At 70.8% G+C, this 23,068-nt stretch carries 20 protein-coding genes and 1 tRNA gene; 13 read left to right on the top strand and 8 right to left on the bottom strand.

Going from position 1 to position 23,068, the window contains the following annotated elements:
* Nucleotides 1-93 precede the first annotated feature (93 nt).
* Genes ACNNMR_RS23190 through ACNNMR_RS23180 form a run of 3 tightly spaced genes read left to right on the top strand, consistent with a single transcriptional unit; the run spans nucleotide 94 to nucleotide 2,399 of the window.
* Entirely contained in the window at nucleotides 94-714 is a 621-nt protein-coding gene (locus ACNNMR_RS23190; RefSeq protein ID WP_419996592.1) for a hypothetical protein, read from the top strand.
* A gap of 39 nt (nucleotides 715-753) precedes the next feature.
* Nucleotides 754-1,569 (top strand): DsbA family protein, encoded by an 816-nt coding sequence (locus ACNNMR_RS23185; protein ID WP_419996591.1) that lies wholly within the window; start codon nucleotides 754-756, stop codon nucleotides 1,567-1,569.
* Nucleotides 1,566-2,399 carry a cytochrome c biogenesis CcdA family protein gene (locus ACNNMR_RS23180; RefSeq protein ID WP_419996590.1) on the top strand — a complete coding sequence of 278 codons (834 nt, stop codon included), beginning with the start codon at nucleotides 1,566-1,568 and terminating at the stop codon, nucleotides 2,397-2,399. The genes ACNNMR_RS23185 and ACNNMR_RS23180 overlap by 4 nt, the downstream gene beginning before the upstream one ends.
* A gap of 762 nt (nucleotides 2,400-3,161) precedes the next feature.
* Here the strand turns inward: ACNNMR_RS23180 and ACNNMR_RS23175 are convergent.
* Complete coding sequence (locus ACNNMR_RS23175) at nucleotides 3,162-4,112, bottom strand: helix-turn-helix domain-containing protein (protein ID WP_419996589.1); 951 nt, start codon at nucleotides 4,110-4,112, stop codon at nucleotides 3,162-3,164.
* A 91-nt stretch (nucleotides 4,113-4,203) separates the two neighbouring features.
* On the opposite strand from ACNNMR_RS23175, the gene ACNNMR_RS23170 reads away from it, so the two are divergent.
* Together ACNNMR_RS23170 and ACNNMR_RS23165 are read left to right on the top strand one after the other, a co-directional pair.
* Entirely contained in the window at nucleotides 4,204-8,442 is a 4,239-nt protein-coding gene (locus ACNNMR_RS23170; protein WP_419996588.1) for a S8 family serine peptidase, read from the top strand.
* A 148-nt stretch (nucleotides 8,443-8,590) separates the two neighbouring features.
* Nucleotides 8,591-9,703 (top strand): nitric oxide synthase oxygenase, encoded by a 1,113-nt coding sequence (locus tag ACNNMR_RS23165; RefSeq protein ID WP_419996587.1) that lies wholly within the window; start codon nucleotides 8,591-8,593, stop codon nucleotides 9,701-9,703.
* Here the strand turns inward: ACNNMR_RS23165 and ACNNMR_RS23160 are convergent.
* The 6 genes from ACNNMR_RS23160 to ACNNMR_RS23135 form a co-directional block, all read right to left on the bottom strand.
* Nucleotides 9,684-10,334, bottom strand: coding sequence for a peptidoglycan DD-metalloendopeptidase family protein (locus tag ACNNMR_RS23160; protein WP_419996586.1), 651 nt, complete (start codon nucleotides 10,332-10,334; stop codon nucleotides 9,684-9,686). The genes ACNNMR_RS23165 and ACNNMR_RS23160 overlap by 20 nt on opposite strands.
* Before the next feature lie 78 nt (nucleotides 10,335-10,412).
* A complete protein-coding gene (locus tag ACNNMR_RS23155; RefSeq protein ID WP_419996585.1) occupies nucleotides 10,413-11,429 on the bottom strand; it encodes a zinc-dependent alcohol dehydrogenase family protein in 1,017 nt (338 codons plus the stop codon).
* 132 nt (nucleotides 11,430-11,561) lie between these two features.
* The gene (locus ACNNMR_RS23150) at nucleotides 11,562-11,969 is read right to left on the bottom strand and encodes a DMT family transporter (protein WP_419996584.1); all 408 of its coding nucleotides are present in this window, start codon (nucleotides 11,967-11,969) and stop codon (nucleotides 11,562-11,564) included.
* A 70-nt stretch (nucleotides 11,970-12,039) separates the two neighbouring features.
* Complete coding sequence (locus ACNNMR_RS23145; protein ID WP_419996583.1) at nucleotides 12,040-12,360, bottom strand: DMT family transporter; 321 nt, start codon at nucleotides 12,358-12,360, stop codon at nucleotides 12,040-12,042.
* Between the two features lie 55 nt (nucleotides 12,361-12,415).
* A complete protein-coding gene (locus ACNNMR_RS23140; protein WP_419996582.1) occupies nucleotides 12,416-12,853 on the bottom strand; it encodes a nucleoside deaminase in 438 nt (145 codons plus the stop codon).
* 32 nt (nucleotides 12,854-12,885) lie between these two features.
* Entirely contained in the window at nucleotides 12,886-13,500 is a 615-nt protein-coding gene (locus tag ACNNMR_RS23135; RefSeq protein WP_419996581.1) for a DsbA family oxidoreductase, read from the bottom strand.
* A gap of 97 nt (nucleotides 13,501-13,597) precedes the next feature.
* Between ACNNMR_RS23135 and ACNNMR_RS23130 the strand changes: the two genes are divergently transcribed.
* Together ACNNMR_RS23130 and ACNNMR_RS23125 are read left to right on the top strand one after the other, a co-directional pair.
* The gene (locus tag ACNNMR_RS23130; RefSeq protein WP_419996580.1) at nucleotides 13,598-13,963 is read left to right on the top strand and encodes a MerR family transcriptional regulator; all 366 of its coding nucleotides are present in this window, start codon (nucleotides 13,598-13,600) and stop codon (nucleotides 13,961-13,963) included.
* Between the two features lie 2 nt (nucleotides 13,964-13,965).
* The gene (locus tag ACNNMR_RS23125; RefSeq protein WP_419996579.1) at nucleotides 13,966-14,694 is read left to right on the top strand and encodes an SDR family NAD(P)-dependent oxidoreductase; all 729 of its coding nucleotides are present in this window, start codon (nucleotides 13,966-13,968) and stop codon (nucleotides 14,692-14,694) included.
* 55 nt (nucleotides 14,695-14,749) lie between these two features.
* Here ACNNMR_RS23125 and ACNNMR_RS23120 read toward each other — a convergent pair.
* Nucleotides 14,750-14,833: transfer RNA gene (locus tag ACNNMR_RS23120), tRNA-Leu, on the bottom strand.
* Nucleotides 14,834-15,236: 403 nt separating this feature from the next.
* Between ACNNMR_RS23120 and ACNNMR_RS23115 the strand changes: the two genes are divergently transcribed.
* The 6 genes from ACNNMR_RS23115 to pknB all read left to right on the top strand — a co-directional run bounded on the left by ACNNMR_RS23115 (nucleotide 15,237) and on the right by pknB (nucleotide 23,036).
* Nucleotides 15,237-16,025 (top strand): FhaA domain-containing protein, encoded by a 789-nt coding sequence (locus tag ACNNMR_RS23115; protein ID WP_419996578.1) that lies wholly within the window; start codon nucleotides 15,237-15,239, stop codon nucleotides 16,023-16,025.
* Nucleotides 16,026-16,035: 10 nt separating this feature from the next.
* On the top strand, nucleotides 16,036-16,539 hold the full coding sequence (locus ACNNMR_RS23110; RefSeq protein ID WP_419996577.1) for an FHA domain-containing protein FhaB/FipA: 504 nt from the start codon (nucleotides 16,036-16,038) through the stop codon (nucleotides 16,537-16,539).
* Nucleotides 16,540-16,567: 28 nt separating this feature from the next.
* Entirely contained in the window at nucleotides 16,568-17,965 is a 1,398-nt protein-coding gene (locus tag ACNNMR_RS23105; RefSeq protein WP_419996576.1) for a Stp1/IreP family PP2C-type Ser/Thr phosphatase, read from the top strand.
* Between the two features lie 58 nt (nucleotides 17,966-18,023).
* Nucleotides 18,024-19,433, top strand: a complete 1,410-nt coding sequence (locus ACNNMR_RS23100) for an FtsW/RodA/SpoVE family cell cycle protein (RefSeq protein ID WP_419996575.1) — start codon at nucleotides 18,024-18,026, stop codon at nucleotides 19,431-19,433.
* Nucleotides 19,430-20,890, top strand: coding sequence for a peptidoglycan D,D-transpeptidase FtsI family protein (locus tag ACNNMR_RS23095; RefSeq protein WP_419996574.1), 1,461 nt, complete (start codon nucleotides 19,430-19,432; stop codon nucleotides 20,888-20,890). The genes ACNNMR_RS23100 and ACNNMR_RS23095 overlap by 4 nt, the downstream gene beginning before the upstream one ends.
* A 184-nt stretch (nucleotides 20,891-21,074) precedes the next feature.
* Nucleotides 21,075-23,036 (top strand): Stk1 family PASTA domain-containing Ser/Thr kinase, encoded by a 1,962-nt coding sequence (gene pknB, locus ACNNMR_RS23090; protein WP_419996573.1) that lies wholly within the window; start codon nucleotides 21,075-21,077, stop codon nucleotides 23,034-23,036.
* Nucleotides 23,037-23,068 lie beyond the last annotated feature (32 nt).

Below are 23,068 nucleotides of genomic sequence, written 5' to 3'. Positions count from 1 at the left end.
CGTTTGCGCTGCCCGCACCCTCTCGTACGGCGGTCCGCATCTGGCGGCCCGGCGAGAGGCTCTGGCCATTCACACCCACAGGAGCTCGCAGCCATGCGACACCGCATCCGGCTCGCCACCCGCGCGCTCGCTCTCTGGAGCCCGCGCCGCTGGGGCGTCGCCGTAGCCGCGGCCGGCGCAACCGCGCTGGTCATCGGCCTGCCGACCGCCGTCATCCCCAACCCCGTCTTCGGCCGGGAGATCGCCCCCGAGTGGTGGAGCTATCCGGCGCTCGCCGCCACCGCCCTGCTGGCGGGCGTGGTGCTCGCCACGTACGTCACCGCGGGGCGCAGCACCACGCCCGGGACTCAAGCCGAGGGCGACACCGTCGGCACTGCCGACACCGCCGACACCGCCGGCACCGCCGGCCCTCCGCACCCCCAGCGCGTCTCGCGCTTCGGGGCCGCGGGCAGCGTGCTGTCCTTCCTCGCCGTCGGCTGCCCCGTCTGCAACAAGCTCGTCCTTCTCGCCCTCGGCGCCTCCGGCGCGGTGAGCTACTGGGCGCCGCTGCAGCCGATCCTCGGCCTCGCGTCCCTCGTCCTCCTCGCCGTCGCCGCCGTGCAGCGCCTCGCGGGTGAGGTGGCCTGCCCGGCCCCCGCCCGTACCGGCCGCACGACCGCGGCCCCCACCGGCCGTACGACCGCCGCCGGCCGCACGACTACCGCCGGCCACTGAACCTTCTCCGGCCACTGAACCCTCTGGAGCACCCCTTCCATGGCTTCCATGACCAGCAAGACCGCCCGTAAGAAGACCACCGTCATCGTCGTGCTCGTCCTCGCCGCAGCCCTCGCGCTCGGGTCCCTCTCCGCCTTCGCGGGCGGAGGCGGAGGCGGTGGCGGTGGCGAGAGCGATGGCGGGAGCGCCGCCGACGTCGATACGGGTGGTGACAGCGGCGCCGGAGACGGCTCCGAAGACCTCACCTCAGAGCAGAAGCAGCAGCTTCTCTCCCTGCAGCGCCGCGACGGCGGCGACCCCATGGCCATGGGCGAGAAGGACGCGCCCGTCGTGCTCATCGAGTACTCGGATTTCCAGTGCCCCTTCTGCGGCAAGTTCGCCCGCGACACCAAGCCGGAGCTGATCAAGAAGTACGTCGACAAGGGCGTGCTGCGCATCGAGTGGCGTAACTTCCCGATCTTCGGCGCTGAGTCGGAGTCCTCGGCTCAGGCCGGCTGGGCGGCCGGACAGCAGGGGCGGTTCTGGCAGTTCCATGACCTCGCGTACGCCAAGGAGCGCAAGAAGAACTCCGGCGAATTCGCCGAGGACAAGCTGATCGCCATGGCCGAGGAGGCCGGGGTCAAGGACATGGCGAAGTTCAAGAAGGACATGAAGTCCAAGGCCGGGGAAAAGGCCGTGGCGCAGGATGCGGGCGAGGGCCAGAGCCTTGGCGTGACCAGCACGCCCGCCTTCCTGATCAACAGCACTCCGGTGCTGGGCGCCCAGCCGACCGAGGTCTTCACCGGGATGGTGGAGGAGGCCCGTAAGGCTGCCGCCGCGAAGGACGCGAAGGACGCGGAGGACAAGGCCAAGTGACCCCCGACATCGGCTATCTGGCCGCCTTCCTCGGCGGCCTGCTTGCCCTGGTGAGTCCGTGCAGCGCGCTGCTGCTGCCCGCCTTCTTCGCGTACTCCGTCAGCGGGGCGGGGCGTCTCCTCGCCCGGACGGTGATCTTTTACGCCGGGCTGTGTACGACTCTGGTGCCGCTCGGGATCGCGGGGTCCTTCGCGAGCAAGCTCTTCTACGGGCATCGTGACGCACTCATCGCGATCGGGGGTTGGACGATCATCGCGCTCGGTGTGGCGACGATGCTCGGCTTCGGCTTCGGGTCGCGGCGGATGCAGGAGGCGGCGGGACGGATCCGGCCGGAGTCGGCTGTGTCCGTGTACGCACTGGGTGCTGTGTACGGGCTCGCGGGCTTCTGCGCCGGGCCGATTCTCGGGTCGGTGCTGACGGTGTCGGCGATGGGCGGGAATGCGGCGTACGGCGGCGTGCTCCTGGCCTTTTACGCGCTGGGGATGGCGGCGCCGCTGTTTGTGCTCGCGATGGCCTGGCATCGCTTCGATCTGGGGAAGCGGAGGTGGCTGCGGGGGCGGCCGGTCAAGGTCGGGCCGCGCCTTGAGCTGCACTCGACGGGGCTGGTGTCGGGGGCGCTGTTCGTTGTGCTGGGCGCCGTTTTCCTGCTCTTCGACGGCACGAGTTCCCTGCCGGGCGGAGTGGGTGTCGAGAACGAGTTCGCCTTGGAGCGGTGGGCTCGTGGGGTGGGGGATGCCGTGCCGGATGGGGTGCTGATTGCTGGTGTTGTGGTCGTAGTGCTCGTGGGGGTGGGGGTGGGGGTTCTGGTGCGGGAGCGGCGTTCCACGTGAAACGTCCCCGGGCGGCAGGTGGGGATAAGGCGGATGGCTTGGCATCGGATGGTGACGGCCGCGCTGCCGGGTCCGTATCGGAGCGGTGCGAGAAACGGATGGCCTCCTGCGGGAGGGAGAGGGGGGCGGGGGGCCTTTGGTCTGCCGGGCGGCGGCGGGGGTGAGTGCCTCTGGCCGCTGGGAGGGGAGGGGGAGAGCGCGGAGTGGGGTGGGCGGAGTGGGGCGGCGCAGGACGGGCGGGACAAGACGGGCGGGACAGGGAGAGGCGGGTCGGGTCGGGGCGGGGCGGGTCGGGGCGGGGCGGGGCGGGGCGGCATAGTGCGGCACGGGGCTGGGCTGAACCTGGGCAGGGCAGGCTGCGTGGGAGGCGCGTTTGCTTCGCCGGGGGCGCGTTTGGGGATGGCGCGCGCTCTTTTTCGTAGGGGTGTGTCGGGCGCGACGCCGCCCCTCCGCCTCCGTGCCCCCGCCTCCCTCCGACACACCCCTACGAAAAAGAGCGCGCGGCCAGGCCGTGCGCGCCCCTCGGGTGGGCGTTCACCACCTGGCCGTCCGTACGAACATGCCCCATCGCCCACCCCGCGACTGGGGACATGCCCCCTGCCGCCGCCCGGCAGGCCAAAGGTGACCCGCCCCCCACTCCCCTCGCAGGAGGCCATCCGTTTCTCGCACCGCTCCGATACGGACCCGGCAGCGCGGCCGTCACCATCCGATGCCAAACCATCCGATTCCAAACCACCCGACTCCAAGCCCCCGCCCCAGGCCTCAAATCCACCCCCTCCTCCCCGCAATCACCCCCGCCTGAAAGCGATTAGCCGCCCCCAGCCGCTCATGCAAGCTGCTGATCCGCCTTCGCATCGTCCGTACCGACCACCCCAACTGCCGCGCGATCGCCTCGTCCTTCAACCCCCCGACCAGCAGCGTCAGCAGCATCCGGTCCTCCTCGCTCAGCGGCTCCTCCGCCGGCCCGCCCCCCAGCGGTGTCCCCTGCCGCCATGCCAGCTCCCAGTAGCCGATCAGCGCGTCCAGCAGTGCCGACGGCCGGATCACCGCCGCCCGCACATCCGTCAGGTCCAGCGACAGGGGCATCAGTGCCAGGTGGTCGTCCGCGATCGCCAGCTTTACCGCCAGGCCCGGCAGCACGCGCGCCTCCTCGCCCCGCGCCACCAGCGAGCGGATGTCCTCCAGCACGCCCGGCCACTCCAGCGCCTCGGGCGCGTACACCGCCCGGTACCGCAGTCCGCGCCCCAGCGCATGGACCTCCACCGGGTTGGCCGTCGTCAGCGCATACGGTGGCCGGTCCAGCGTGCGGACCTCCGAGCGCGCCTCCTGCTGCAGGCGTACGAACCAGCGGCCCAGCGCCTCCCGCCCCGTCGCGAATTCGACCTCCTCCGTCCCCTCGCTGTGCGCCGCGTCGAAGACCCGCGACAGGTCCGCCGCCGCCTGCCGTACCCGGTCGAGCTCGCCCGCCCGTGCCCGTACCAGCGCCTCCACCGCCGCCTGCGGCTCGATCGCCGCGTACCGGCGCCGCGCCCCCGCCAGCCGCCCCACCAACCCCGCGTCATGCAGCCGCGAAAGCGCCCGGGCCGCCCGTTCCGCCGAGCAGTCGAGCGCCTCCGCGAGCTCGGCCGGAGCCGCCGTCGTACGGGCAAGAACGGCGCGGTAGACCGCCTCGTCGAAGGGATCGATGCCGACGGCTGCTAGATCACCGGTCATGGCCGGTGATCCTGGCCCACCTGTGCCAGCGGCAGCAATGGGCCACGGGGAATCGTTGCCGCGACTTGTCCATGCCAACTAGGACATCCCCATGGCCCCTTCGCACCCCGTGCACCGCAGACCTCTCGCGTACGGCATCACCACCGCCGTACTCGCCGCGCTCCTCGGCGCCCCCGCCGCCGCGGCCCCACACCCCGGGCCGCAGAGCGGCAAGCAGCGCGTCATCGTCGAGCTGGACCGCGCCGCCGCCCTCCAGGCCGCGCCCGGCCCGATGCGCAGCGCCCGCGCCGCAGACGTCAAGGCCGAGCGCCGCCAGGTCGCGGCCGCGCAGCGCAGCCTCCTCGACGCGGCGGAAGGCAAGGGCGTCGAGCCCAAGGCCGTACGAAAGCTGGGGCTGCTGCTCAACGCCGTTGCGATGACCGTCGATTCGGCCGCCGACGTCGCCACGCTGCGCGCCCTGCCAGGAGTCAAGTCCGTACGGCCCGACGCGAAGATACGGGTCCTCGACACCGACGCCCAGCAGCTCACCGGCGTCCCCGACGTCTGGAAGCGGGACGCCCCCGACGGCTCGAAGGCGACCGGCAAGGGGACCACCGTCGCCGTCGTCGACACCGGCATCGACTACACCCACCCCGACCTCGGCGGCGGCTTCGGCGCCGGGCACAAGGTGGTCGCGGGCCATGACTTCGTCAACAACGACGACGACCCGATGGACGACCACCTCCACGGCACCCACGTCGCCGGCACCATCGCCGGCAAGGCGGTGTCCGACCAGCCCGACAAGGGCGTCACCGGCGCCGCCCCGGATGCCGAACTCACCGCGTACAAGGTCATGGACGCCGAGGGCCGCGGCGACACCTCCGCCGTCATCGCCGGCATCGAGGCCGCCGCCGACCCGGCGAACCCGCACCGCGCCGACGTCATCAACCTCAGCATCGGCGGCCCCGGCGACGGCTTGGACCCGCTCGGCCTCGCCGCCACCGCCGCCGTCGACGCGGGCGTCGTCGTCGTGGCCGCCGCGGGCAACGAGGGCCCCGGCCCGTACACCGTCGGCAGCCCGGCCGCCGCCCGCGGCGTGCTCGCGGTAGGCGCCTCGACCAGCGGCATCCGCGTGCCCGAGCTGCGCCACGAGGGCGCGAAGCTGGACACGTACCGCGGCGTGGCCTCCGCGAACCCGCCCGCGGGCGCCGTCAGCGGCAAGGTCGTGAGCATCGGCGCCGGGACCGCGGAGGACTGGGAGAAGGCGGGGGATGTGAAGGGCAAGTTCGTCCTGTACGCCTTCCCGCCGGCCACCACGCCCGAGGATCTGCGCGGCGACGACCAACTCGTCTACCAGGAAGCCGAGAAGCGCGGCGCTCTCGCCCTCATCGGCGGCGTGGGCGGGGGCGGCGGCCCGGTTACGGCACAGGCGCCGCCGCAAGAGCAGCAAGCGTCCCCCGTCGCCCGCATCCCCGCCGACGCCGACGTCACCCCCCAGGCCTCCGGCGACGAATACCGCATGGACCGCCTCCCCATCCTCGGCGTCGACCGCTTCCAGGGCGAAGACCTCGCCGCCATGGCAGGCACCGACGCCAAGGTCACCCTCTCCGCCCGCGACTCCACCGACGAGATCGCCGCCTTCTCCTCCCGCGGCCCCGACGCCGGCCTGGGCATGAAGCCGGACATCGTGGCGCCCGGCGTAGAGATACGCAGCACCGTCCCCAAGTCCCGCTACCCCTCCGGCATCAAGCGCCTCTCCGGTACGTCCATGGCCACCCCGCTCGTCGCCGCCTCCGCCGCGCTGCTGCGCCAGCTGCACCCGGACCGTACGGCCGCGGACACCACCGCCGCCCTCATCGGCTCCGCCAAGCACCTCAAGGGCGTCGACCGCCTCGCCCAGGGCGCAGGCCGCCTCGACGTCCCGGCCGCCGCCGACGCCGCGCTCACCGCGGCACCCGCCACCGTCTCCTTCCGGCTGCCGCACATGGACGAGCGCACCGTCTCGGGCACCCGGACGGTCACCCTCCACAACCCCGGCGACAAGCAGATCACCGGCTCGACCAGCGCATCCGGCACCGGAGCCACCGTCTCCCCGCGCCACGTCACCGTCCCCGCCCACGGCACAGCAAAGGTGCAGCTGCGCATCCGCGCCGATCGCCCGAAGGGCAGAACGGTCCACTTCACCGGCGCCATCACCGTCAGCCCGACAGGCGGCAAGGACACCCCCACCCTCACGGTCCCGTATCTCCTCGACTCCGCCCCCCTCTACATCGACGCCACCCCGGACCCGACCACCGGCCCCACCGACGTGTACGTCTACACCCCGACCCCCCTCAAGTCCCCGCCCACGCTGACGATCGACCCGCCGCACGGCCGCCCGTACGAGGTGAAGACCCAGGCCACCGGCGACCCGCGCCACTACGTCGCCCCCGCCGTCAAGGGCGAGCGCGCCGGCACGTACCGCGTCACCGCGAAAGCCACCACGGCCGCCGGCAAGCGGCAGTACGGCGAGGGCGGCTTCGCGGTCGCCGCGCCGGGTGGCGACAAGGGCAAGTGGCAGCCCATCGGCCCCAACAGCTCCTCCGGCGAGCTCACCCGCGCCCCCTCCGCGGGCGACCAGGCGGTGATCAGCCAGTACGGCGTGGCCGGCGGCTGGCTCACCACCGACCGCGGCAAGAGCTGGAAGCAGCAGAGCCACACGCCGTTCATGGGCGTGGGCGTCAAGGGCTCGTCCATCGTCATCGACAAGGACGACCCCACGCGCTGGTGGTCCACGGTCGCCGCGTCGAACTGGACCGTCGGCTCCGGCGGCATCATGCGCACCGACGACAACGGCCGCACCTGGCAGCGCCTGAACGCCCCCGACCTCACCTACGACGGCCTGGTCGCATCCCGCGACACCAAGGTCCTGGTGACCGAGGCGAACGGCACCCCGTACGTCAGCCGCGACGCCGGCGACACCTGGACCGCCGAGGACCTCGGCCTCCCGGGCGAGGCCGCCGACATCGCCTTCGGCGGCGACGACCTCTACCTCTGGTCGGGCCAGAGCATCTGGGTCGTACGGGACATGAGCAGCGGCACCCCCCAGCCCGCCGAGAAGATCTACACCGCCGACCCCGCCTCCCGCCTCGGCGGCTTCGACGCCGACGACGGCCTGGTGGCCGTCAAGGTGCAGGGCAAGGCCGCCGGCGTGCACGTCAGCTCCGACGGCGGCCGCAGCTGGAACGCCCCGCACGGCAGCAGCTGGGGCACGGTGCAGGTCGCCGACGGCGGGGTCTACTTCGAACCGCCGGGCGACGACGCCGAGATCAGCGAGGACGGCGGCAAGACCTGGACGAAGGTGAAGAAGCAGAACAGCAGCGCCGTCACCATCGACTACGACCGCTGGCAGGACGGCTCGTACACGGTCTCCTCCTCGTCCGGCACGTACCGCCCCAAGGCCGGCGGCGGCTACGACCGCCTCGGCGTCCAGGGCGGCTCCATCCCCGCCCTCGCCGCCACCGAAGGCGCCCTGCTCGCGGGCACCGACAACGGCACCTACCGCACCGGACTCCCCGCCCGCAGCCCCGAGTGGGGTCAGGGCGAGTTCGAGGGCAGCACCGGCACCGCGACCCCTCAGATCGAGGCGTACGCGAAGGACCCGAAGATCGTCTGGCGTGCCTTCGAGAGCCTGCGCGGCCTGACGCTGCAGCGCAGCGACGACGCCGGCAAGACCTGGGAGGACCGCGGACAGCTCGACGGCCTGGCGACCTCCCTCATGGTCGACCCGCGCGACCCCGACAAGGTGGCGGTCGGCTACCGGCGCCCCGACGCCGTCGGCATCTACACCACCACGGACGGCGGCGCGGACTGGAAGTCGCACATCCAGCGCGACTACATGCAGGCGCTGGCCGCCGACCCGGCCGACCCGGGGCGGCTGTGGGTCGGCGGCCTGAACGGGCTCTACTACTCGGACGACTTCGGCGCCACCCTGCACAAGCGCGCCGACACCGAGGTGCGTGCGATCGGCTTCGCCGGCTCCCGGATGATCATCGGCGGCGCCGGGCTGCACTACAGCACCGACGGCGGCCGCACCCTGCACCGGGCGGACACGGGCGGGCTGCGCGTCCAGGTCTCCGACGTCGTACGGGCGGACGGCGCCTGGTACGCCGGTACGACCACCCGCTGGATGCCGGGCGAGCCGCCGCACGGCGGGCGCGGGGTGCTGCGGTCGACGGACAACGGCCGCACCTGGCAGAACGTCTCCGTCGGCCTGCAGAACACCGATGTGCTGTCGCTGGCCGCCGCTGAAGGCTCGCTGTACGCGGGCACCGAGTACGGCGGCGTCCACCGGCTGCGGCTGGAGGACTGACCGCAACCGCCCCGGGCACATTCACTCCGCATACGACGGTGGATCAACTCCCTTGCGGGGTAAGCCACTTCGCATCGGAACGTGCGGCTCCGCGGTCCGCCTGTCGGGAGACGGGCCGCGGGGCCGGTACCCGGCCAGGGGGTGCGCCGTGCAACCGATCGCCGTAGCAGCCGTGTACGCCGAAGAACTCGCCGAGCAGGCCGAGGACTTCCTGCTCAGGTACGCCGCGGAGGAGGACGTCACCGGGGCCGGCGACCGCCTGGCCGGTGTCCGCGCCGAGATCGCGGCCACCGGCACGTACACCCACACCTCCGCCGAGCTGGCCTACGGCGCCCGCGTCGCGTGGCGGAACTCCAACCGCTGCATCGGCCGCCTCTACTGGCGCTCGCTGCGCGTCCGCGACCGCCGCCATGTCTCGTCCCCGGCCCGGGTCGCGCTCGAATGCGCCAGCCATCTGCGCGAGGCGACGAACGGCGGCCGCATCCGCCCGCTGATCACCGTCTTCGCCCCGGACCGCCCCGGCCGCCCCGGGCCCCGGATCCGTAACGAGCAGCTGATCCGCTACGCGGGCTACGCCCAGGGCCACGGCGACCCCATGAACGCGGACACCACCGCCACCGCCCTCGCGCTGGGCTGGCCGGGCGGCGCGGGCACGCCCTTCGACGTACTCCCGCTGGTCATCGAATCGGCGCCGGAACCGCCCGGCTGCCACGTCCTCCCGCCGGACGCCGTGCTGGAGGTGGAGATCACCCACCCGGACGGGGACTGGCTCGCGGACCTGGGCCTGCGCTGGCATGCCGTGCCCGCCATCTCCTCCATGTGCCTGGAGATCGGCGGCATCTGCTATCCGGCGGCGCCCTTCAACGGCTGGTACATGGGTACCGAGATCGGCGCCCGCAATCTCGCCGACGCCGACCGCTACCACCTGCTCCCGGTGATCGCGGAACGCCTCGGCCTGGACACCACCACCGACCGCTCCCTCTGGAAGGACCGCGCCCTGGTCGAGCTGAACCGCGCCGTCCTGCACTCCTTCGACCGCGCCGGCGTCACCATCACCGACCACCACACCGAGGCCGAGCGCTTCCTCGCCCACATCGAGCGCGAGGCCCGCCGCGGCCGCCCGACCAGCGCGGACTGGTCCTGGATCGTGCCGCCGCTGTCCGGCTCCACGACCCCGGTCTTCCACCGCTACTACGACACGACGGAGCGCACCCCGGCCTACGTGCACCGCCACCCGGCGGCTACGCCGACGGCAGCTTGAGCCGCTGGCCGACGGCGATCGCGTCGGGGTTGGCGATCCCGTTGAGCCTGGCGATCTCCAGGTAGCGGCGGGCGGCGCCGAGCTTGGCCATGGCGATGCCGGAGAGGGTGTCGCCGGCCTTGACGGTGTAGGTGGCGGGGCGCTTGGCGGCGGTGGTCTTGCGGGCCGTGGTCTTTGCCGCGGTGGCCTTCTTCGCGGTGGTCTTACGGGCCGTGGTCTTCCTCGCGGTCGCCTTCTTCGCCCGCGCGACGCCGTGCCCGGCGAGGTAGGCCATGGGATCCGTATGCCCGTGATAGCGATTCGCCGTACGGGCCTCGAAGTGCAGATGCGGCCCGGTGACATTCCCGGTGGCCCCGGAGAGCCCGATCTGCTGACCGCCGCCGACGTGGTCGCCGCTCCGTACGCCCAGCTGGCTCATGTGCGCGTAGAGCGTGAAGCGACCGTCGGCCATCTGCAGCACGACGTAATTCCCGTACGCGTTGTCCCACCCGGCCGTCACCACGGTCCCGGGCCCGACCGCCTTCACCGGCGTCCCGGGCGGCACCCCGAAGTCCACTCCGGTATGAAACCCGGCAGCCCACGCCCCCGGCTTCCGGTACTTGGCCGTCACCCGCCCCTTATCAACCGGCATGACCCATTTTGTCGTACTCACACCTCCTTCCTACCCGCACCCTCAGCCCGCCGCAACGGCGTCGTGGACGGTTTCCGGCTACGGCTTGAGGAGGGCCTTGATCGCGCGGCGCTCGTCCATGGCCGCGTACCCCTCGGCGACCTGCTCCAGGGGCAGGGTGAGGTCGAAGACCTTGCCCGGGTCGATGCGGCCCGACAGGACGGCGTCGAGCAGATCGGGCAGATAGCGGCGTACGGGGGCGGGGCCGCCGCGCATCCCGACGTGCGAGTAGAAGAGTTCCGCGCCGTCGATCGCGACCTCGTGCGGGACGCCGACGAAGCCGACATTGCCGCCGGGCCGTGTGGAGCGCAGCGCCTGCCGCATGGACTCGCCGGTGCCGACGCACTCCAGCACGCTGTCCGCGCCAATCCCGCCGGTCATCTCCTTGATCCGCGCGACCCCCTCGTCCCCGCGCTCGGTAACGATGTCGGTGGCCCCGAACTCCCGGGCCAGCCGCTGCCGCGGCTCATGCCGCGACATGGCGATGATCCGCTCCGCCCCCATCTCCTTCGCGGCGATGACACCACACAGCCCGACCGCCCCGTCACCGACGACCACAGCGGTCGATCCGGGCTCCACCTCGGCGGCATCGGCGGCCCACCACCCGGTCCCCATGACATCGGACACGGCGAGCAGCCCCGGCCAGAACCGCTCGTCCGGCACCCCATCGGTGGCGACGAGGGTGCCGTGAGCATTGGGGATGCGCACGTAATCGGCCTGGCAGGTGCCCATGAACTCGCGGTTCAGGCAGTTGGACTGGAATCCATTACGGCAGTTCGCACACGTGTTGTCCGAGGTGGCAAAGGACCCGACAACGAACTCCCCCGGCCGCACATTCGTCACCTCGCTCCCCACCTCCTCCACGAACCCGACGTACTCGTGCCCCATCTGATGCGGCCCACCGACCTCGTCGAGCCCGCGATACGGCCACAGGTCGGACCCGCACACACAGGTGACAGCGGTGCGGATGATGGCGTCGGTGGCGTGGAGGATCTTCGGGTCGGCGAGGGTCTCGAAGCGGATATCGCCGGGGGCGTGAATGACTGCGCCGCGCATGATGGGGGGCCTTTCGCGGTTCGGTGCGGTGTTCCTCGTAGCCAGATAACCCCCTGTGCACGCCGCCAGGGAGCTACCGATAAGGGGTGTACTGGCAGTACACCCCTTTTGCGGTACGCGGACGGCTGCCTACTACCGCTCGGCGGACTCCGAGGCCGGCCGGTCGGAGAGCTTCAGCCAGACGACGCCGCCGATGATCAGCAGGAGCCAGCCGGCCTTGCCCAGCGTGAGCGTCTCCGGGAAGAAAACCGGCCCGAGCAGCGCCGCGCCGACGGCGCCGATCCCGGCCCACACGGCGTAACCGATCCCGACGTCGATGGTGCGCAGCGAGATGCTCAGCGCGAGAAGGGTGAGCAGGAAGAACACCACGGCGACGAGCGACCAGGACAGGATGGTGAAGCCTTCGCTGCCGCCGACGGAGAGGGCGTAGCCGACTTCGAAGACGCCGGCGAGGAGGAGGGTCAGCCAGGCGCGGGTGCGGGTGGCGGGGGTCGTATCGGTGGCGGTGGCAGGGGCGGCGGTGGCGGTGGCGGTGGTCATGAGGGTTCCTCCCGGGCAAGTGGATGCGTTACGGAGCGGGGTGGGGTGGGGTGGCTGTCGCGGCGAGGGCTCAGGCGGCGCCGCTGAGCTGGAGACCGACCACGCCGACGATGACGGCGGCGATCCCGAGGAACTTGCGCCAGTCGAGACGCTGGCCGAAGAAGAGGGCTCCCAGGACGACGATCCCGACGCCCGCGGCGGAGGTCCAGATCGCGTAGCCGACGCCGACCTCGAAGGTCATCAGGGCCAGGCTGAGGACGTACGTGGCGATGCCGCCGCTGACCAGCGTGGCGACCGACCAGCCGAGGCGGGTGAAGCCCTGCGCCTTGCCGGCGGAGATGGCGACGGCGACCTCGAAGACGACGGCGATGGAGAGATAGAGCCAGTGCATGACGGTTCCTTTCGGCTTTCGGCTTTTCGGAGGGGTGGGTTCAGGCGGGGCGGGTTCAGGCGAGGTGATGCAGCGAGCGGTACCGGGAGAAGGGCACCAGCGCCCGCTCCACGGGCAGTCGCCGCGCCGTCCGCTCCAGCGGCAGCGGCTCGCCCGGATATCCCGGCCGGTAGTCGAAGCCCCACGCGGCGGCCGTGTCGCGGCCCACCGCGTAATGGACCTCGGCGATGCCGTGCTCGGCGGCGAAGCGGTAACACATGTCGCAGGGCTCACCGGTCGCCAGCAGCACCGCGCCCCGGACCGCCTCCGCCCCGTACGCCCGCACGGCCTCCCGGATCGCGGTGACCTCGGCATGGGCGGTGGGATCGCCGGTCTCGCGGACGCGATTCATGCCGGGCGCGGAGACCTGGCCGTCCGCGTGCAGCAGCTGCCCGACAAAGGGGACCCCACCGGCCTCGACGTGCTGAATGCTCAGCTCCACGGCGGCTGCCATCAGACTCCGTGGACCACCACGGCCGGACCCGGTCATGACACGACCGCCTCATCCAGCTCTCCCAGCGCACGCCGGATGACCCCTTCCGTGGCCACGCCCTGAATGCGCCGCTCGCCGATCACGATGGTGGGTACGACCGTGATCTCCAGCCGCGCCGACTCGGCCAGCGCGGCCCGGTGCCGCTCGGCGTACGCCGGGTCGTCCAGGGCCATGGCGTACTCAGCCGCATCCAGTCCGACCTCCCCGGCAAGCCGCGCCAGCACCGCCCGGTCCCCGATGTCGAGGTCCTCCCGGAAGAAGGCCGTCAGCAGCCGCCGGTGGTAGGCATGCCCGCGGTCATGGTCCTGGGCGTACTGGGCGCCCCGGAAGGCGAGTTCCGTGTAGGGCTGCGGGGAGAGGGTGGGGAGCCGCATCGGGACCTGGTGGTGCCGGGCCATGGGGTAGACGGCACGGTTCCAGATGTCGGGCAGGTACGGGTCCTCAGGTCGCAGGGTGGGCGTGGGGTGGGGGCGCAGCTCGTGGGGGTGGTGCACCACTTCTACGTCCGGGAGGTCCGTCCGGTCCCGTACCGCCCGCTCGATCAGCTCATCGGCGATCAGGCAGAACGGGCACACGTAGTCGGACCAGATGTGGATCTTTGCCGCCATGCTCGCCTCCGGTTTCACCCGGCGCACCCGGTGTGCGCCGCTCCTGTACCTTCGGACCTCACACCGGTGTCAAGTGCAAGGCGGCTGGGAGGGGCTCATGCGGATTGGCGAGCTGGCGGAAGCGACCGGAGTCAGCAGCCGTTCGCTCCGCTATTACGAGGAGCACGGCCTGATCCGCTCCGAACGCACCCCGGGCGGCTGGCGCGACTTCGACCCGTCGATGGTCGACCGCGTGGTGATGGTCCAGCACCTCTTCGCGGCAGGCCTGGGCAGCACCACGATCGACCAGGTCCTCCCCTGCCTGGACGCCGCACCGGAGGACCGCAACGGCGAAATGGAACGCCTCCTCGCCGAACAGGCCGACCGCCTCGCCGCCAAACAACGCGACATCGAACGCGAACGCGAGATCCTCCAGTCCCTCCGCCGCGAAACCGCCCTCCCGGGCGCCACCCTGCAGGAGTGATCGTGAGCAGGATCCTCGTCACCGGTTCCGCGGACGGCCTCGGGCGGGCGGCAGCCGATGCGCTGCTGTCCGCGGGCCACAAGGTCGTGGCGCACGCCCGTAACCAAGAGCGCGCCGCCGCCCTGAAGCCCCTCACCGACCGCGGCGCGGACCTGGTGGTCGGCGACTTCACGGACCCGGGCGCGGTACGGGCCATCGCCGCCGAGCTGAGCGAAGCCGAGCCGCTCGACGCCGTCATCCACAACGCCGGGGTATGGAGCGGCCCTGCCGTCATGCCGGTCAACGTCATCGCCCCGTACCTGCTCACCGCCCTGCTGCCCGGCCCGCGCCGGCTGGTGTACCTGAGCAGCGGCTCCCACTACGACGGCCGCCCCGCACCGGCCGGCGTCGACTGGCGCGGCAGGAAGGCCGGCTCGTACGCCGACAGCAAACTCTTCGTCACCACGCTGGCGGCCGCCGTGGCCCGCCTGCGCCCCGGCGTGCTGAGCAACGCCGTCGACCCGGGCTGGGTCCCCACCAAGATGGGCGGCCCCGGCGCCCCCGACGACCTCGACCTCGGCCACCGCACCCAGGCCTGGCTGGCATCGAGCGACGATCCCGAGGCCCGGACCACAGGCGGCTACTGGTACCACCAAGGCCTGCAGCAGCCACACCCCGCCGTCCACGACGAGCCCTTCCAGGACCTCCTTCTACGGACCCTGGCCGAGGAAACCGGCACGCCGCTCACCTAAGCTTGAAGCAACGCAAAGACCCCCGGTCCGAGGACCGGGGGTCTGCTCTGTTCTGTGCGCGAGGGGGGAGTTGAACCCCCACGCCCTTTCGGGCACTGGAACCTGAATCCAGCGCGTCTGCCTATTCCGCCACCCGCGCATTGGGTGTGTCGCTCGGCTGTGCGCCTCTCGACACCCAGAAGGTTAGCACGGTGGTCAGGGTGGAATCACATCCGTTTGTGGCCGCCCGCACGGGGCAGGGCAGAGGCGGCGGAGGGAGGGGTTCCGTAGGGCTGCGAGGACCGGCGAAACCGGAGGTATCGGCGCCCCTGTCCCGCCGGGGCCCATGGGTGCGGGACACTGGGGGTACGCGCCTTTACCATCCCAGTGGGACAAGGGCGGGGCGGTGTGAGAGCCATGACACCTCCCCGGAGCGCGGCAGCAGGGAACCAGCTGTATCGCTCGCGCGTGGATACGATCAGTGGCCAGTACGAGGAACAGTACGAACAGGACGTTCGAGGACCGGACCGTGTGAGGCAGGTCTCGAAGGAAGGAGGTGCCCGGTGGGAGTACTGAAGAAGTTTGAGCAGCGGCTCGAGGGTCTCGTGAACGGCACCTTCGCCAAGGTGTTCAAGTCCGAGGTGCAGCCGGTGGAGATCGCGGGCGCGCTGCAGCGCGAGTGCGACAACAACGCCACCATCTGGAACCGCGAGCGCACCGTCGTCCCCAACGACTTCATCGTCGAGCTGTCCACCCCGGACTACGACCGGCTGGCGCCCTACTCGGGCCAGCTCGGCCAGGAGCTCGCGGGCATGGTCAGGGACTATGCCCAGCAGCAGCGCTACACCTTCATGGGCCCGATAAAGGTGCACCTGGAGAAGGCCGACGACCTCGACACCGGCCTCTACCGGGTCCGCAGCCGCACCTTGGCGGGCAGCCACTCGCAGTCCCCGCAGGCCCAGCAGGCAGGCGCCGCCCCGGGCGGCGCAGGCGCCCCCGCGTACCCGCAGCAGCCCCCCGCCATGCCCTCCGCACCCCCGCCCGGCGGCAGCCGCGGACCCGGCGGACAGTCCCGCAGCTGGGTCGAGATCAATGGCGTTCGTCACCAGATCTCCCGCGGCTCGCTCGTCATGGGCCGCTCCACCGAGGCCGACGTACGCATCGATGACCCCGGCGTTTCGCGGCGGCACTGCGAAATCCGCGTCTCCCCGGAGGGCGCCGCGGTGCAGGACCTCGGATCCACAAACGGAATCGTGGTGGACGGACAGCACACCCAGCGCGCTACGCTCCGCGACGGCTCCCGCATCGTCGTGGGGAGCACCACCGTCATTTACCGGCAAGCCGAAGGGTGAAGAGCAGCCGATGTCAGAGCTGACCCTCACGGTCATGCGGCTGGGTTTCCTCGCCGTACTGTGGCTGTTCGTCATCGTGGCCGTCCAGGTCATCCGCAGCGACCTGTTCGGCACCCGGGTGACCCAGCGGGCCGGGCGGCAGGCACAGCCCCGCCAGGCCCCGCAGCAGGCCGCCCAGCAGGCCCCGGCGCGTGACCGCGGCCGCCGCGCCTCCCGGGGCGCGCCCACCAAGCTCGTCATCACCGAGGGCTCGCTCACGGGTACGACCGTCAGCCTCCAGGGGCAGACCATCACCCTCGGGCGGGCACATGATTCGACGATCGTGCTGGACGACGACTACGCGTCCTCCCGGCATGCCAGGATCTATCCGGACCAGAGCGGCCGCTGGATCGTCGAGGACCTCGGTTCCACGAACGGCACGTACCTCGACCGGACCCGGTTGACGACCCCGCAGCCGCTGGCCCCAGGCACGCCGATCAGAATCGGCAAGACCGTCATCGAGCTGCGGAAGTAAGACTGACCATGACCGGAGGGTGGGCACCATGCGGATGTACCCGGAGCCGACGGGCGAGGTGCGCATGAGCCTTTCCCTGCGCTTTGCGGCCGGATCCCACGACGGCATGATCCGCGAGCACAACGAGGACTCGGGATACGCCGGGCCGCGGCTGCTCGCGGTCGCCGACGGCATGGGCGGCCAGGCGGCCGGCGAGGTCGCCTCGTCCGAGGTGATCTCCACGATCGTCCAGCTGGACGAGGACATCCCGGGCTCCGACATCCTGACGTCGCTCGGCACCGCCGTGGAGCGGGCCAACGACCAGCTCCGCGACATGGTCGAGGAGGACCCGCAGCTCGAGGGCATGGGCACGACCCTGACCGCGCTGCTGTGGACCGGGCAGCGGCTCGGGCTCGTGCACGTAGGCGACTCGCGGGCCTATCTGCTGCGGGACGGGCAGCTGACCCAAATCACCCAGGACCACACGTGGGTGCAGCGCCTCGTCGACGAGGGCCGGATTACGGAAGAAGAGGCCACCACGCACCCGCAGCGGTCGCTGCTGATGCGGGCCCTCGGCTCCGGCGACCACGTCGAGCCGGACCTGTCGATTCGTGAGGTACGGGCCGGGGACCGGTATCTGATCTGCTCCGACGGCCTCTCGTCCGTCGTCACCGACCAGACCATCGAGGACACCCTCGCCAGCTACCAGGGCCCGCACGAGACCGTGCAGGAGCTCATCCAGCTCGCGCTGCGCGGCGGCGGCCCCGACAACATCACGGTGATCATCGCCGACGTCGTGGACGTCGACGACAACGACACCCTCGCCGGGCAGCTCAACGACACCCCGGTCGTCGTGGGCGCCGTCGCCGAAAACCAGCAGCAGCTCCACGAGGGCCCCTCCACCCCGGCCGCCCGCGCCGCGTCGCTCGGCCGCCCGGTGCCGCCACAGGGCGGCTTCGGCCCACCCGCGGGCGGTGAGGCCGACCCGTACGGGCTCGGCTACAACGACGAGGACTTCATCAAGCCCCCGAAGCGCTACAAGTGGCTCAAGCGCGGCCTGCTGATCGCGGTCATCGCGGGCGGCATCGGCTTCGGGGCGTACAAGGGCTACGAGTGGACCCAGGACCAGTACTACGTGGGCGCCAACGGCAATCACGTCGCCGTCTACCAGGGCCTGGACCAGAAGCTCGCCTGGATCAACCTGTCGGACGTCTCCGAGGACCACCCCGACATCGAACTCAAGTACCTGCCCAAGTACCAGCAGAAGCAGGTCGAGGACGCCATCACCGTCAGCGACCGCACCCAGGCGCAGGACAAGGTCAGCGACCTCGGCAAGCAGGCCGAGGTGTGCAAGATCCTCGCGGAGCACGCCCAGAGCGAGGACAAGAAGGGCCCCGAGCTCACCGATGAGCAGCAGAAGCTCGCCGGCCAGTGCCCGAACCCGTAACCCCTGGGGGCCCACTCTTTATGAATTGCAGCATGAGCAGCATGAATTGCAGCCAGCCATGAGCAGCACCACGAACACGTCCACCATCAGCTCCGGTTCCCTGCCCAGCAGGCGGAACACCGAGCTGCTGATGCTGATCTTCGCGGTCGCCATCCCGATCTTCGCGTACATCAACGTCGGCCTCGCCAAGGAGGGAACCGTTCCGGCAGGCGTCTTCGGATACGCCGCCGGGCTCGGCTGCCTCGCCGCGGTCGCGCACCTCGTGGTGCGGAAGTTCGCGCCGTACGCCGACCCGCTGATGCTGCCGCTGGCCACGCTGCTCAACGGCATGGGCCTGGTCCTCATCTGGCGGCTCGACCAGGAGCCGTCGCTGACCACCGATGCGGCCGGCGGCGCGGCCGCACCGACCCAGCTGATGTGGTCGACCCTCGGCCTGGCGCTCTTCGTCGGCGTGCTGGTCTTCCTCAAGGACCACCGCGTCCTGCAGCGCTACACCTACATCTCGATGATGGTGGCGCTGGTCCTGCTGGTCCTGCCGATCGTGCCGGGCATCGGGCACTCCGTGTACGGCGCGAAGATCTGGATCCAGATCCCCGGTGTCGGCACCCTGCAGCCCGGCGAGTTCGCGAAGATCATCATCGCGGTCTTCTTCGCCGGCTACCTGATGGTCAAGCGGGACGCCCTCGCGCTCGCCTCCCGCCGCTTCATGGGGCTCTATCTCCCGCGCGGGCGCGACCTCGGCCCGATCCTCGTCATCTGGGCCATGTCCCTGATGATCCTGGTCTTCGAGACCGACCTCGGCACCTCGCTGCTGTTCTTCGGCCTCTTCGTGATCATGCTGTACGTGGCGACCGAGCGCACCAGCTGGATCGTCTTCGGCCTCACCCTTGCCATCGTCGGCGCCGTCGTCGTCGGCTCCTTCGAGCCGCATGTGCACAGCCGCGTCGAGGACTGGCTCGACCCGATGAAGGTCGTCCGCGAGACCGGCAACGCCAACCAGCCCGCCCAGGCCATGTGGGCCTTCGGCTCCGGCGGCGTCCTCGGCTCCGGGCTCGGCCAGGGCTTCTCCCGCCTCATCGGCTTCGCCGCGAAGAGCGACTACATCTTCGCCACCATCGGCGAGGAGCTCGGCCTGGCCGGCTCCATGGCGATCATCCTCGTCTACGGCCTCCTGGTGCAGCGCGGCATCCGTACCGCACTCGCCGCCCGCGACCCGTTCGGCAAGCTCCTCGCCGTCGGCCTCGCGAGCGCCCTCGGGCTGCAGGTCTTCGTCGTCATCGGCGGCGTCACCGGCCTCATCCCACTCACCGGCCAGGCCCTGCCCTTCATCGCACAGGGCGGCTCATCCGTTATCGCCAACTGGGCCCTGGTCGCGATCCTCCTGCGGATCAGCGACACCGCCCGCAGACCGGCCCCTGCCCCGGCCCCGTCCCCTGACGCCGAGATGACCCAGGTGGTCCGCACATGAACAAGCCCCTCCGCCGAGTAGCCATCTTCTGCGGCCTGCTGGTGATGGCGCTGCTGGTACGCGTCAACTGGGTCCAGTTCGTCCAGGCCGACGAGCTGCGTACCGACGACAAGAACCGCCGCGTCTCCATCGAGCGCTACAGCCAGCCGCGCGGCAACATCATCGTCGACGGCAAGGCGATCACCGGATCGACGAAGACCTCCGGCAGCGACTTCGAGTACAAGCGGACGTACACCAACGGCCCCATGTGGTCCCCCGTCACCGGCTACGCCTCCCAGGCCTTCGGCGCCAACCAGCTGGAGAAGCTCAACGACGGCATCCTCACCGGCACCGACGACCGGCTGTTCTTCAACCGCACCATCGACATGCTGACCGGCAAGGACCAGCAGGGCGGGGATGTGGTGACGACGCTGGACGCCAAGGCGCAGAAGGCCGCCTTCCAGGGGCTCGGCGACAAGAAGGGCGCCGTCGTCGCCATAGACCCGTCCACCGGCGCCATCAAGGCGCTCGCGTCCACGCCGTCGTACGACCCGTCCAGCTTCGCCGGAAACTCCGAGAAGGACTCCAGGGACTGGACGAAGCTCAACAAGGACGAGGACAAGCCGATGCTGAACCGGGCGCTCAAGGAGGTCTACGCCCCCGGTTCCACCTTCAAGGTCGTCACCTCCGCGGCGGCCCTGGAGAGCGGCAAGGTCGAGGACATCAACGAGCCGACCGACTCGCCCGACCCGTACAAGCTGCCGGACACGACCGGTGAGAAGCCGCTGCGCAACGAGGGCAACATCCCGTGCAAGAACGCCACCCTCAAGGTCGCCCTGCAGTACTCCTGCAACACGGTGTACGCCAAGCTCAGCGATGAGATCGGCAACAAGGAGATGCGGGAGTACGCCGGGAAGTTCGGCTTCGACGACTCCCAGATCGACACCCCGGTCCGGGCCGCCAGGAGCTCCTACCCCGAGGACAACCGGCCGCAGAACGCCCAGGCCGGCATCGGTCAGGCGTCCGTCGTCGCCACCCCGCTGCAGATGGCCATGGTCGCCTCCGCGGTCGCCAATGACGGCAAGCTGATGAAGCCGTACATGGTGGACGAGCTGCGCGCGCCGAACCTCAACGTGGTCGAGCAGGCGGACCCGGAGGAGTACAGCGAGCCGATGTCCGAGGACCACGCCGGCGACCTCCAGGAAATGATGGAGAACGTCGTCGCCAAGGGCACCGGCACCAACGCCCAGGTCCCCGGCCTGACGGTCGGCGGCAAGACCGGTACCGCCCAGCACGGCGAGAACAACGAACTGAACCCGTACGCCTGGTTCATTTCGTACGGCAAGGACAGCGACGGCAAGAAGATTGCCGTCGCGGTGCTCGTCGAGGACGGCAACGCCAACCGCGACGACATCTCCGGCGGCGGCCTGGCAGCGCCCATCGCCAAGAACGTGATGAAGGCGGCTCTGGACAAATAGGACGATCCGTGGGTAGCCAGGCGCTCTGTCATGGTCTTGGAACAGCGCCATACCGGTCGGATATCGGCGGTGGCTGTTATTCCGGGGCCGCCATCTGCGGCGGGTACGGTATGCCGAGCAGCAGACTGCCATCAGGCCGGAGCGAGGCGCGGCCGCGCAAGAGTCAGAGGCTGGAGAGAGAGCTATGGATGAGCCGCGTCGCCTAGGCGGCCGGTACGAGCTGGGCCAGGTGCTCGGCCGCGGCGGGATGGCCGAGGTCTACCTCGCCCACGACACCCGCCTGGGACGTACCGTGGCCGTGAAGACGCTGCGCGCCGACATGGCCCGCGACCCGTCCTTCCAGGCCCGCTTCCGCCGCGAGGCACAGTCCGCGGCCTCGCTGAACCACCCGGCCATCGTCGCTGTCTACGACACCGGCGAGGACTACATCGACGGCGTCTCCATCCCGTACATCGTGATGGAGTACGTGGACGGCTCCACGCTCAGAGAGCTGCTGCACTCCGGCCGCAAGCTGCTGCCCGAGCGCGCCATGGAGATGACCACCGGCATCCTGCAGGCGCTGGAGTACTCGCACCGCAACGGCATCGTCCACCGCGATATCAAGCCGGCGAACGTCATGCTGACGCGCACCGGCCAGGTCAAGGTCATGGACTTCGGCATCGCGCGTGCCATGGGCGACGCCGGGGTCACGATGACCCAGACCGCGGCCGTGATCGGCACCGCCCAGTACCTCTCTCCCGAGCAGGCCAAGGGCGAGCAGGTGGATGCGCGGAGTGACCTCTACTCCACCGGCTGCCTCATCTACGAGCTGCTGACCAACCGGCCGCCGTTCGTCGGCGACTCCCCGGTGGCGGTGGCGTACCAGCACGTCCGCGAGGAAGCGCAGCCGCCCAGCGTCTACGACCCGGAGATCTCTCCGGAGATGGACGCCATCGTGATGAAGGCGCTCACCAAGGACCCGGACTACCGCTACCAGTCCGCCGACGAGATGCGCGCCGACATCGACGCCTGCCTCGACGGCCAGCCCGTCGCCGCCACCGCCGCCATGGGTGCGGTCGGCTACGGCGGCGACCAGCCCACCCAGGCCATGACCCCGCAGGGCGGCTACGGCGACCGCACCACGATGCTGCCGCCGTCCCGCGACGACGACGGCGGCATGGGCTACGAGGGCCGCGCGGCCCGGCGCCAGCCGCCGCCGCGGAAGGGCGGTCTTTCGACGCTGCTGCTGGTGCTTGCGGGCATTCTGGTGCTGGTCGGCGCGATCTTCATCGGGAAGTCGCTGTTCGGCGGGGACTCGCCGACGGACGGCCAGGTGTCGGTCCCGAGCGTGGAGGGCATGAACCGCGCCGGCGCCAAGGCCAAGCTCGACGAGGCCGAGCTCGACATGGTCGCCAAGAACGGGACCTGCGACAAGGCCGACGTCAACAAGGTCACCGCGCAGGACCCGGCCTCCGGCGCCGAGGTGAAGAAGAACTCCGAGGTCACGGTCACCGTCTGCACCGGCACCAAGGAGATCACGGTGCCGAGCGTGATGGGCCAGGACTTCGAGACGGCCAAGCAGACGCTCGAGGACGAGGGCTTCAAGGTCGAGAAGAAGAACGGTGCGGCCTCCGACACCCCGGGCCAGGTAACCGAGCAGGACCCGGCCGGCAACAGCAAGGCCCCCGACGGCGCGACCATCACGCTCACGGTCACCACCGAGCAGAAGCTGGTGGATGTGCCCGACGTCACCGGCGACGACGCCCCGGCCGCGAAGAAGGAGCTGGAAGACGCCGGCTTCACGGTCGCCACCAAGGACGAGGAGTCGGCCGAGGACGTCGAGAACTCCGTCATCCGGCAGAACCCCGCGGGCGGCGGACAGGCCAAGGAGGGCGCCACGGTCACCATCGTGATCGCCCGCGCACCGCAGGAGACCACCGTCCCCGACGTCACCGGCAAGACCCTCTCCGAGGCCCGGCAGATCCTCACGGACGGCGGCCTGAAGGTGAAGGTCCAGGGTCCGACGCAGGGTAATTCGATGGTCGTCACCACCAATCCGGCTCCGAACACCCCGATCAAGAAGAACCAGGTGGTCACCGTCGTGACCTCGCCGGGCGGCGGGGACGGCGGCGGAGATGGGGAGGAAGACGGCGGGATCTTCCCGTAACGGGTGGCGCTTGAGCCCTAGCGCAGTAGCGC

The sequence above is a fragment of the Streptomyces boninensis genome (assembly GCF_048572725.1).
Taxonomy (GTDB): domain Bacteria; phylum Actinomycetota; class Actinomycetes; order Streptomycetales; family Streptomycetaceae; genus Streptomyces; species Streptomyces boninensis.
Note: the sequence above shows the minus strand (reverse complement) of the source record. Positions and strands in the feature narration are given on the sequence as shown.

What these genes read in the sequence shown, in the direction of transcription:
- ACNNMR_RS23190 (WP_419996592.1), top strand. Translation starts at nt 94, where the DNA reads ATGCGACACCGCATCCGGCTCGCCACCCGCGCGCTCGCTCTCTGGAGC.
- ACNNMR_RS23185 (WP_419996591.1), top strand. Translation starts at nt 754, where the DNA reads ATGGCTTCCATGACCAGCAAGACCGCCCGTAAGAAGACCACCGTCATC.
- ACNNMR_RS23175 (WP_419996589.1), bottom strand. Translation starts at nt 4,112, where the DNA reads ATGACCGGTGATCTAGCAGCCGTCGGCATCGATCCCTTCGACGAGGCG.
- ACNNMR_RS23170 (WP_419996588.1), top strand. Translation starts at nt 4,204, where the DNA reads ATGGCCCCTTCGCACCCCGTGCACCGCAGACCTCTCGCGTACGGCATC.
- ACNNMR_RS23160 (WP_419996586.1), bottom strand. Translation starts at nt 10,334, where the DNA reads ATGCCGGTTGATAAGGGGCGGGTGACGGCCAAGTACCGGAAGCCGGGG.
- ACNNMR_RS23155 (WP_419996585.1), bottom strand. Translation starts at nt 11,429, where the DNA reads ATGCGCGGCGCAGTCATTCACGCCCCCGGCGATATCCGCTTCGAGACC.
- ACNNMR_RS23150 (WP_419996584.1), bottom strand. Translation starts at nt 11,969, where the DNA reads ATGACCACCGCCACCGCCACCGCCGCCCCTGCCACCGCCACCGATACG.
- ACNNMR_RS23145 (WP_419996583.1), bottom strand. Translation starts at nt 12,360, where the DNA reads ATGCACTGGCTCTATCTCTCCATCGCCGTCGTCTTCGAGGTCGCCGTC.
- ACNNMR_RS23140 (WP_419996582.1), bottom strand. Translation starts at nt 12,853, where the DNA reads ATGGCAGCCGCCGTGGAGCTGAGCATTCAGCACGTCGAGGCCGGTGGG.
- ACNNMR_RS23135 (WP_419996581.1), bottom strand. Translation starts at nt 13,500, where the DNA reads ATGGCGGCAAAGATCCACATCTGGTCCGACTACGTGTGCCCGTTCTGC.
- ACNNMR_RS23130 (WP_419996580.1), top strand. Translation starts at nt 13,598, where the DNA reads ATGCGGATTGGCGAGCTGGCGGAAGCGACCGGAGTCAGCAGCCGTTCG.
- ACNNMR_RS23110 (WP_419996577.1), top strand. Translation starts at nt 16,036, where the DNA reads ATGTCAGAGCTGACCCTCACGGTCATGCGGCTGGGTTTCCTCGCCGTA.
- ACNNMR_RS23105 (WP_419996576.1), top strand. Translation starts at nt 16,568, where the DNA reads ATGCGGATGTACCCGGAGCCGACGGGCGAGGTGCGCATGAGCCTTTCC.
- ACNNMR_RS23100 (WP_419996575.1), top strand. Translation starts at nt 18,024, where the DNA reads ATGAGCAGCACCACGAACACGTCCACCATCAGCTCCGGTTCCCTGCCC.
- ACNNMR_RS23095 (WP_419996574.1), top strand. Translation starts at nt 19,430, where the DNA reads ATGAACAAGCCCCTCCGCCGAGTAGCCATCTTCTGCGGCCTGCTGGTG.
- pknB (WP_419996573.1), top strand. Translation starts at nt 21,075, where the DNA reads ATGGATGAGCCGCGTCGCCTAGGCGGCCGGTACGAGCTGGGCCAGGTG.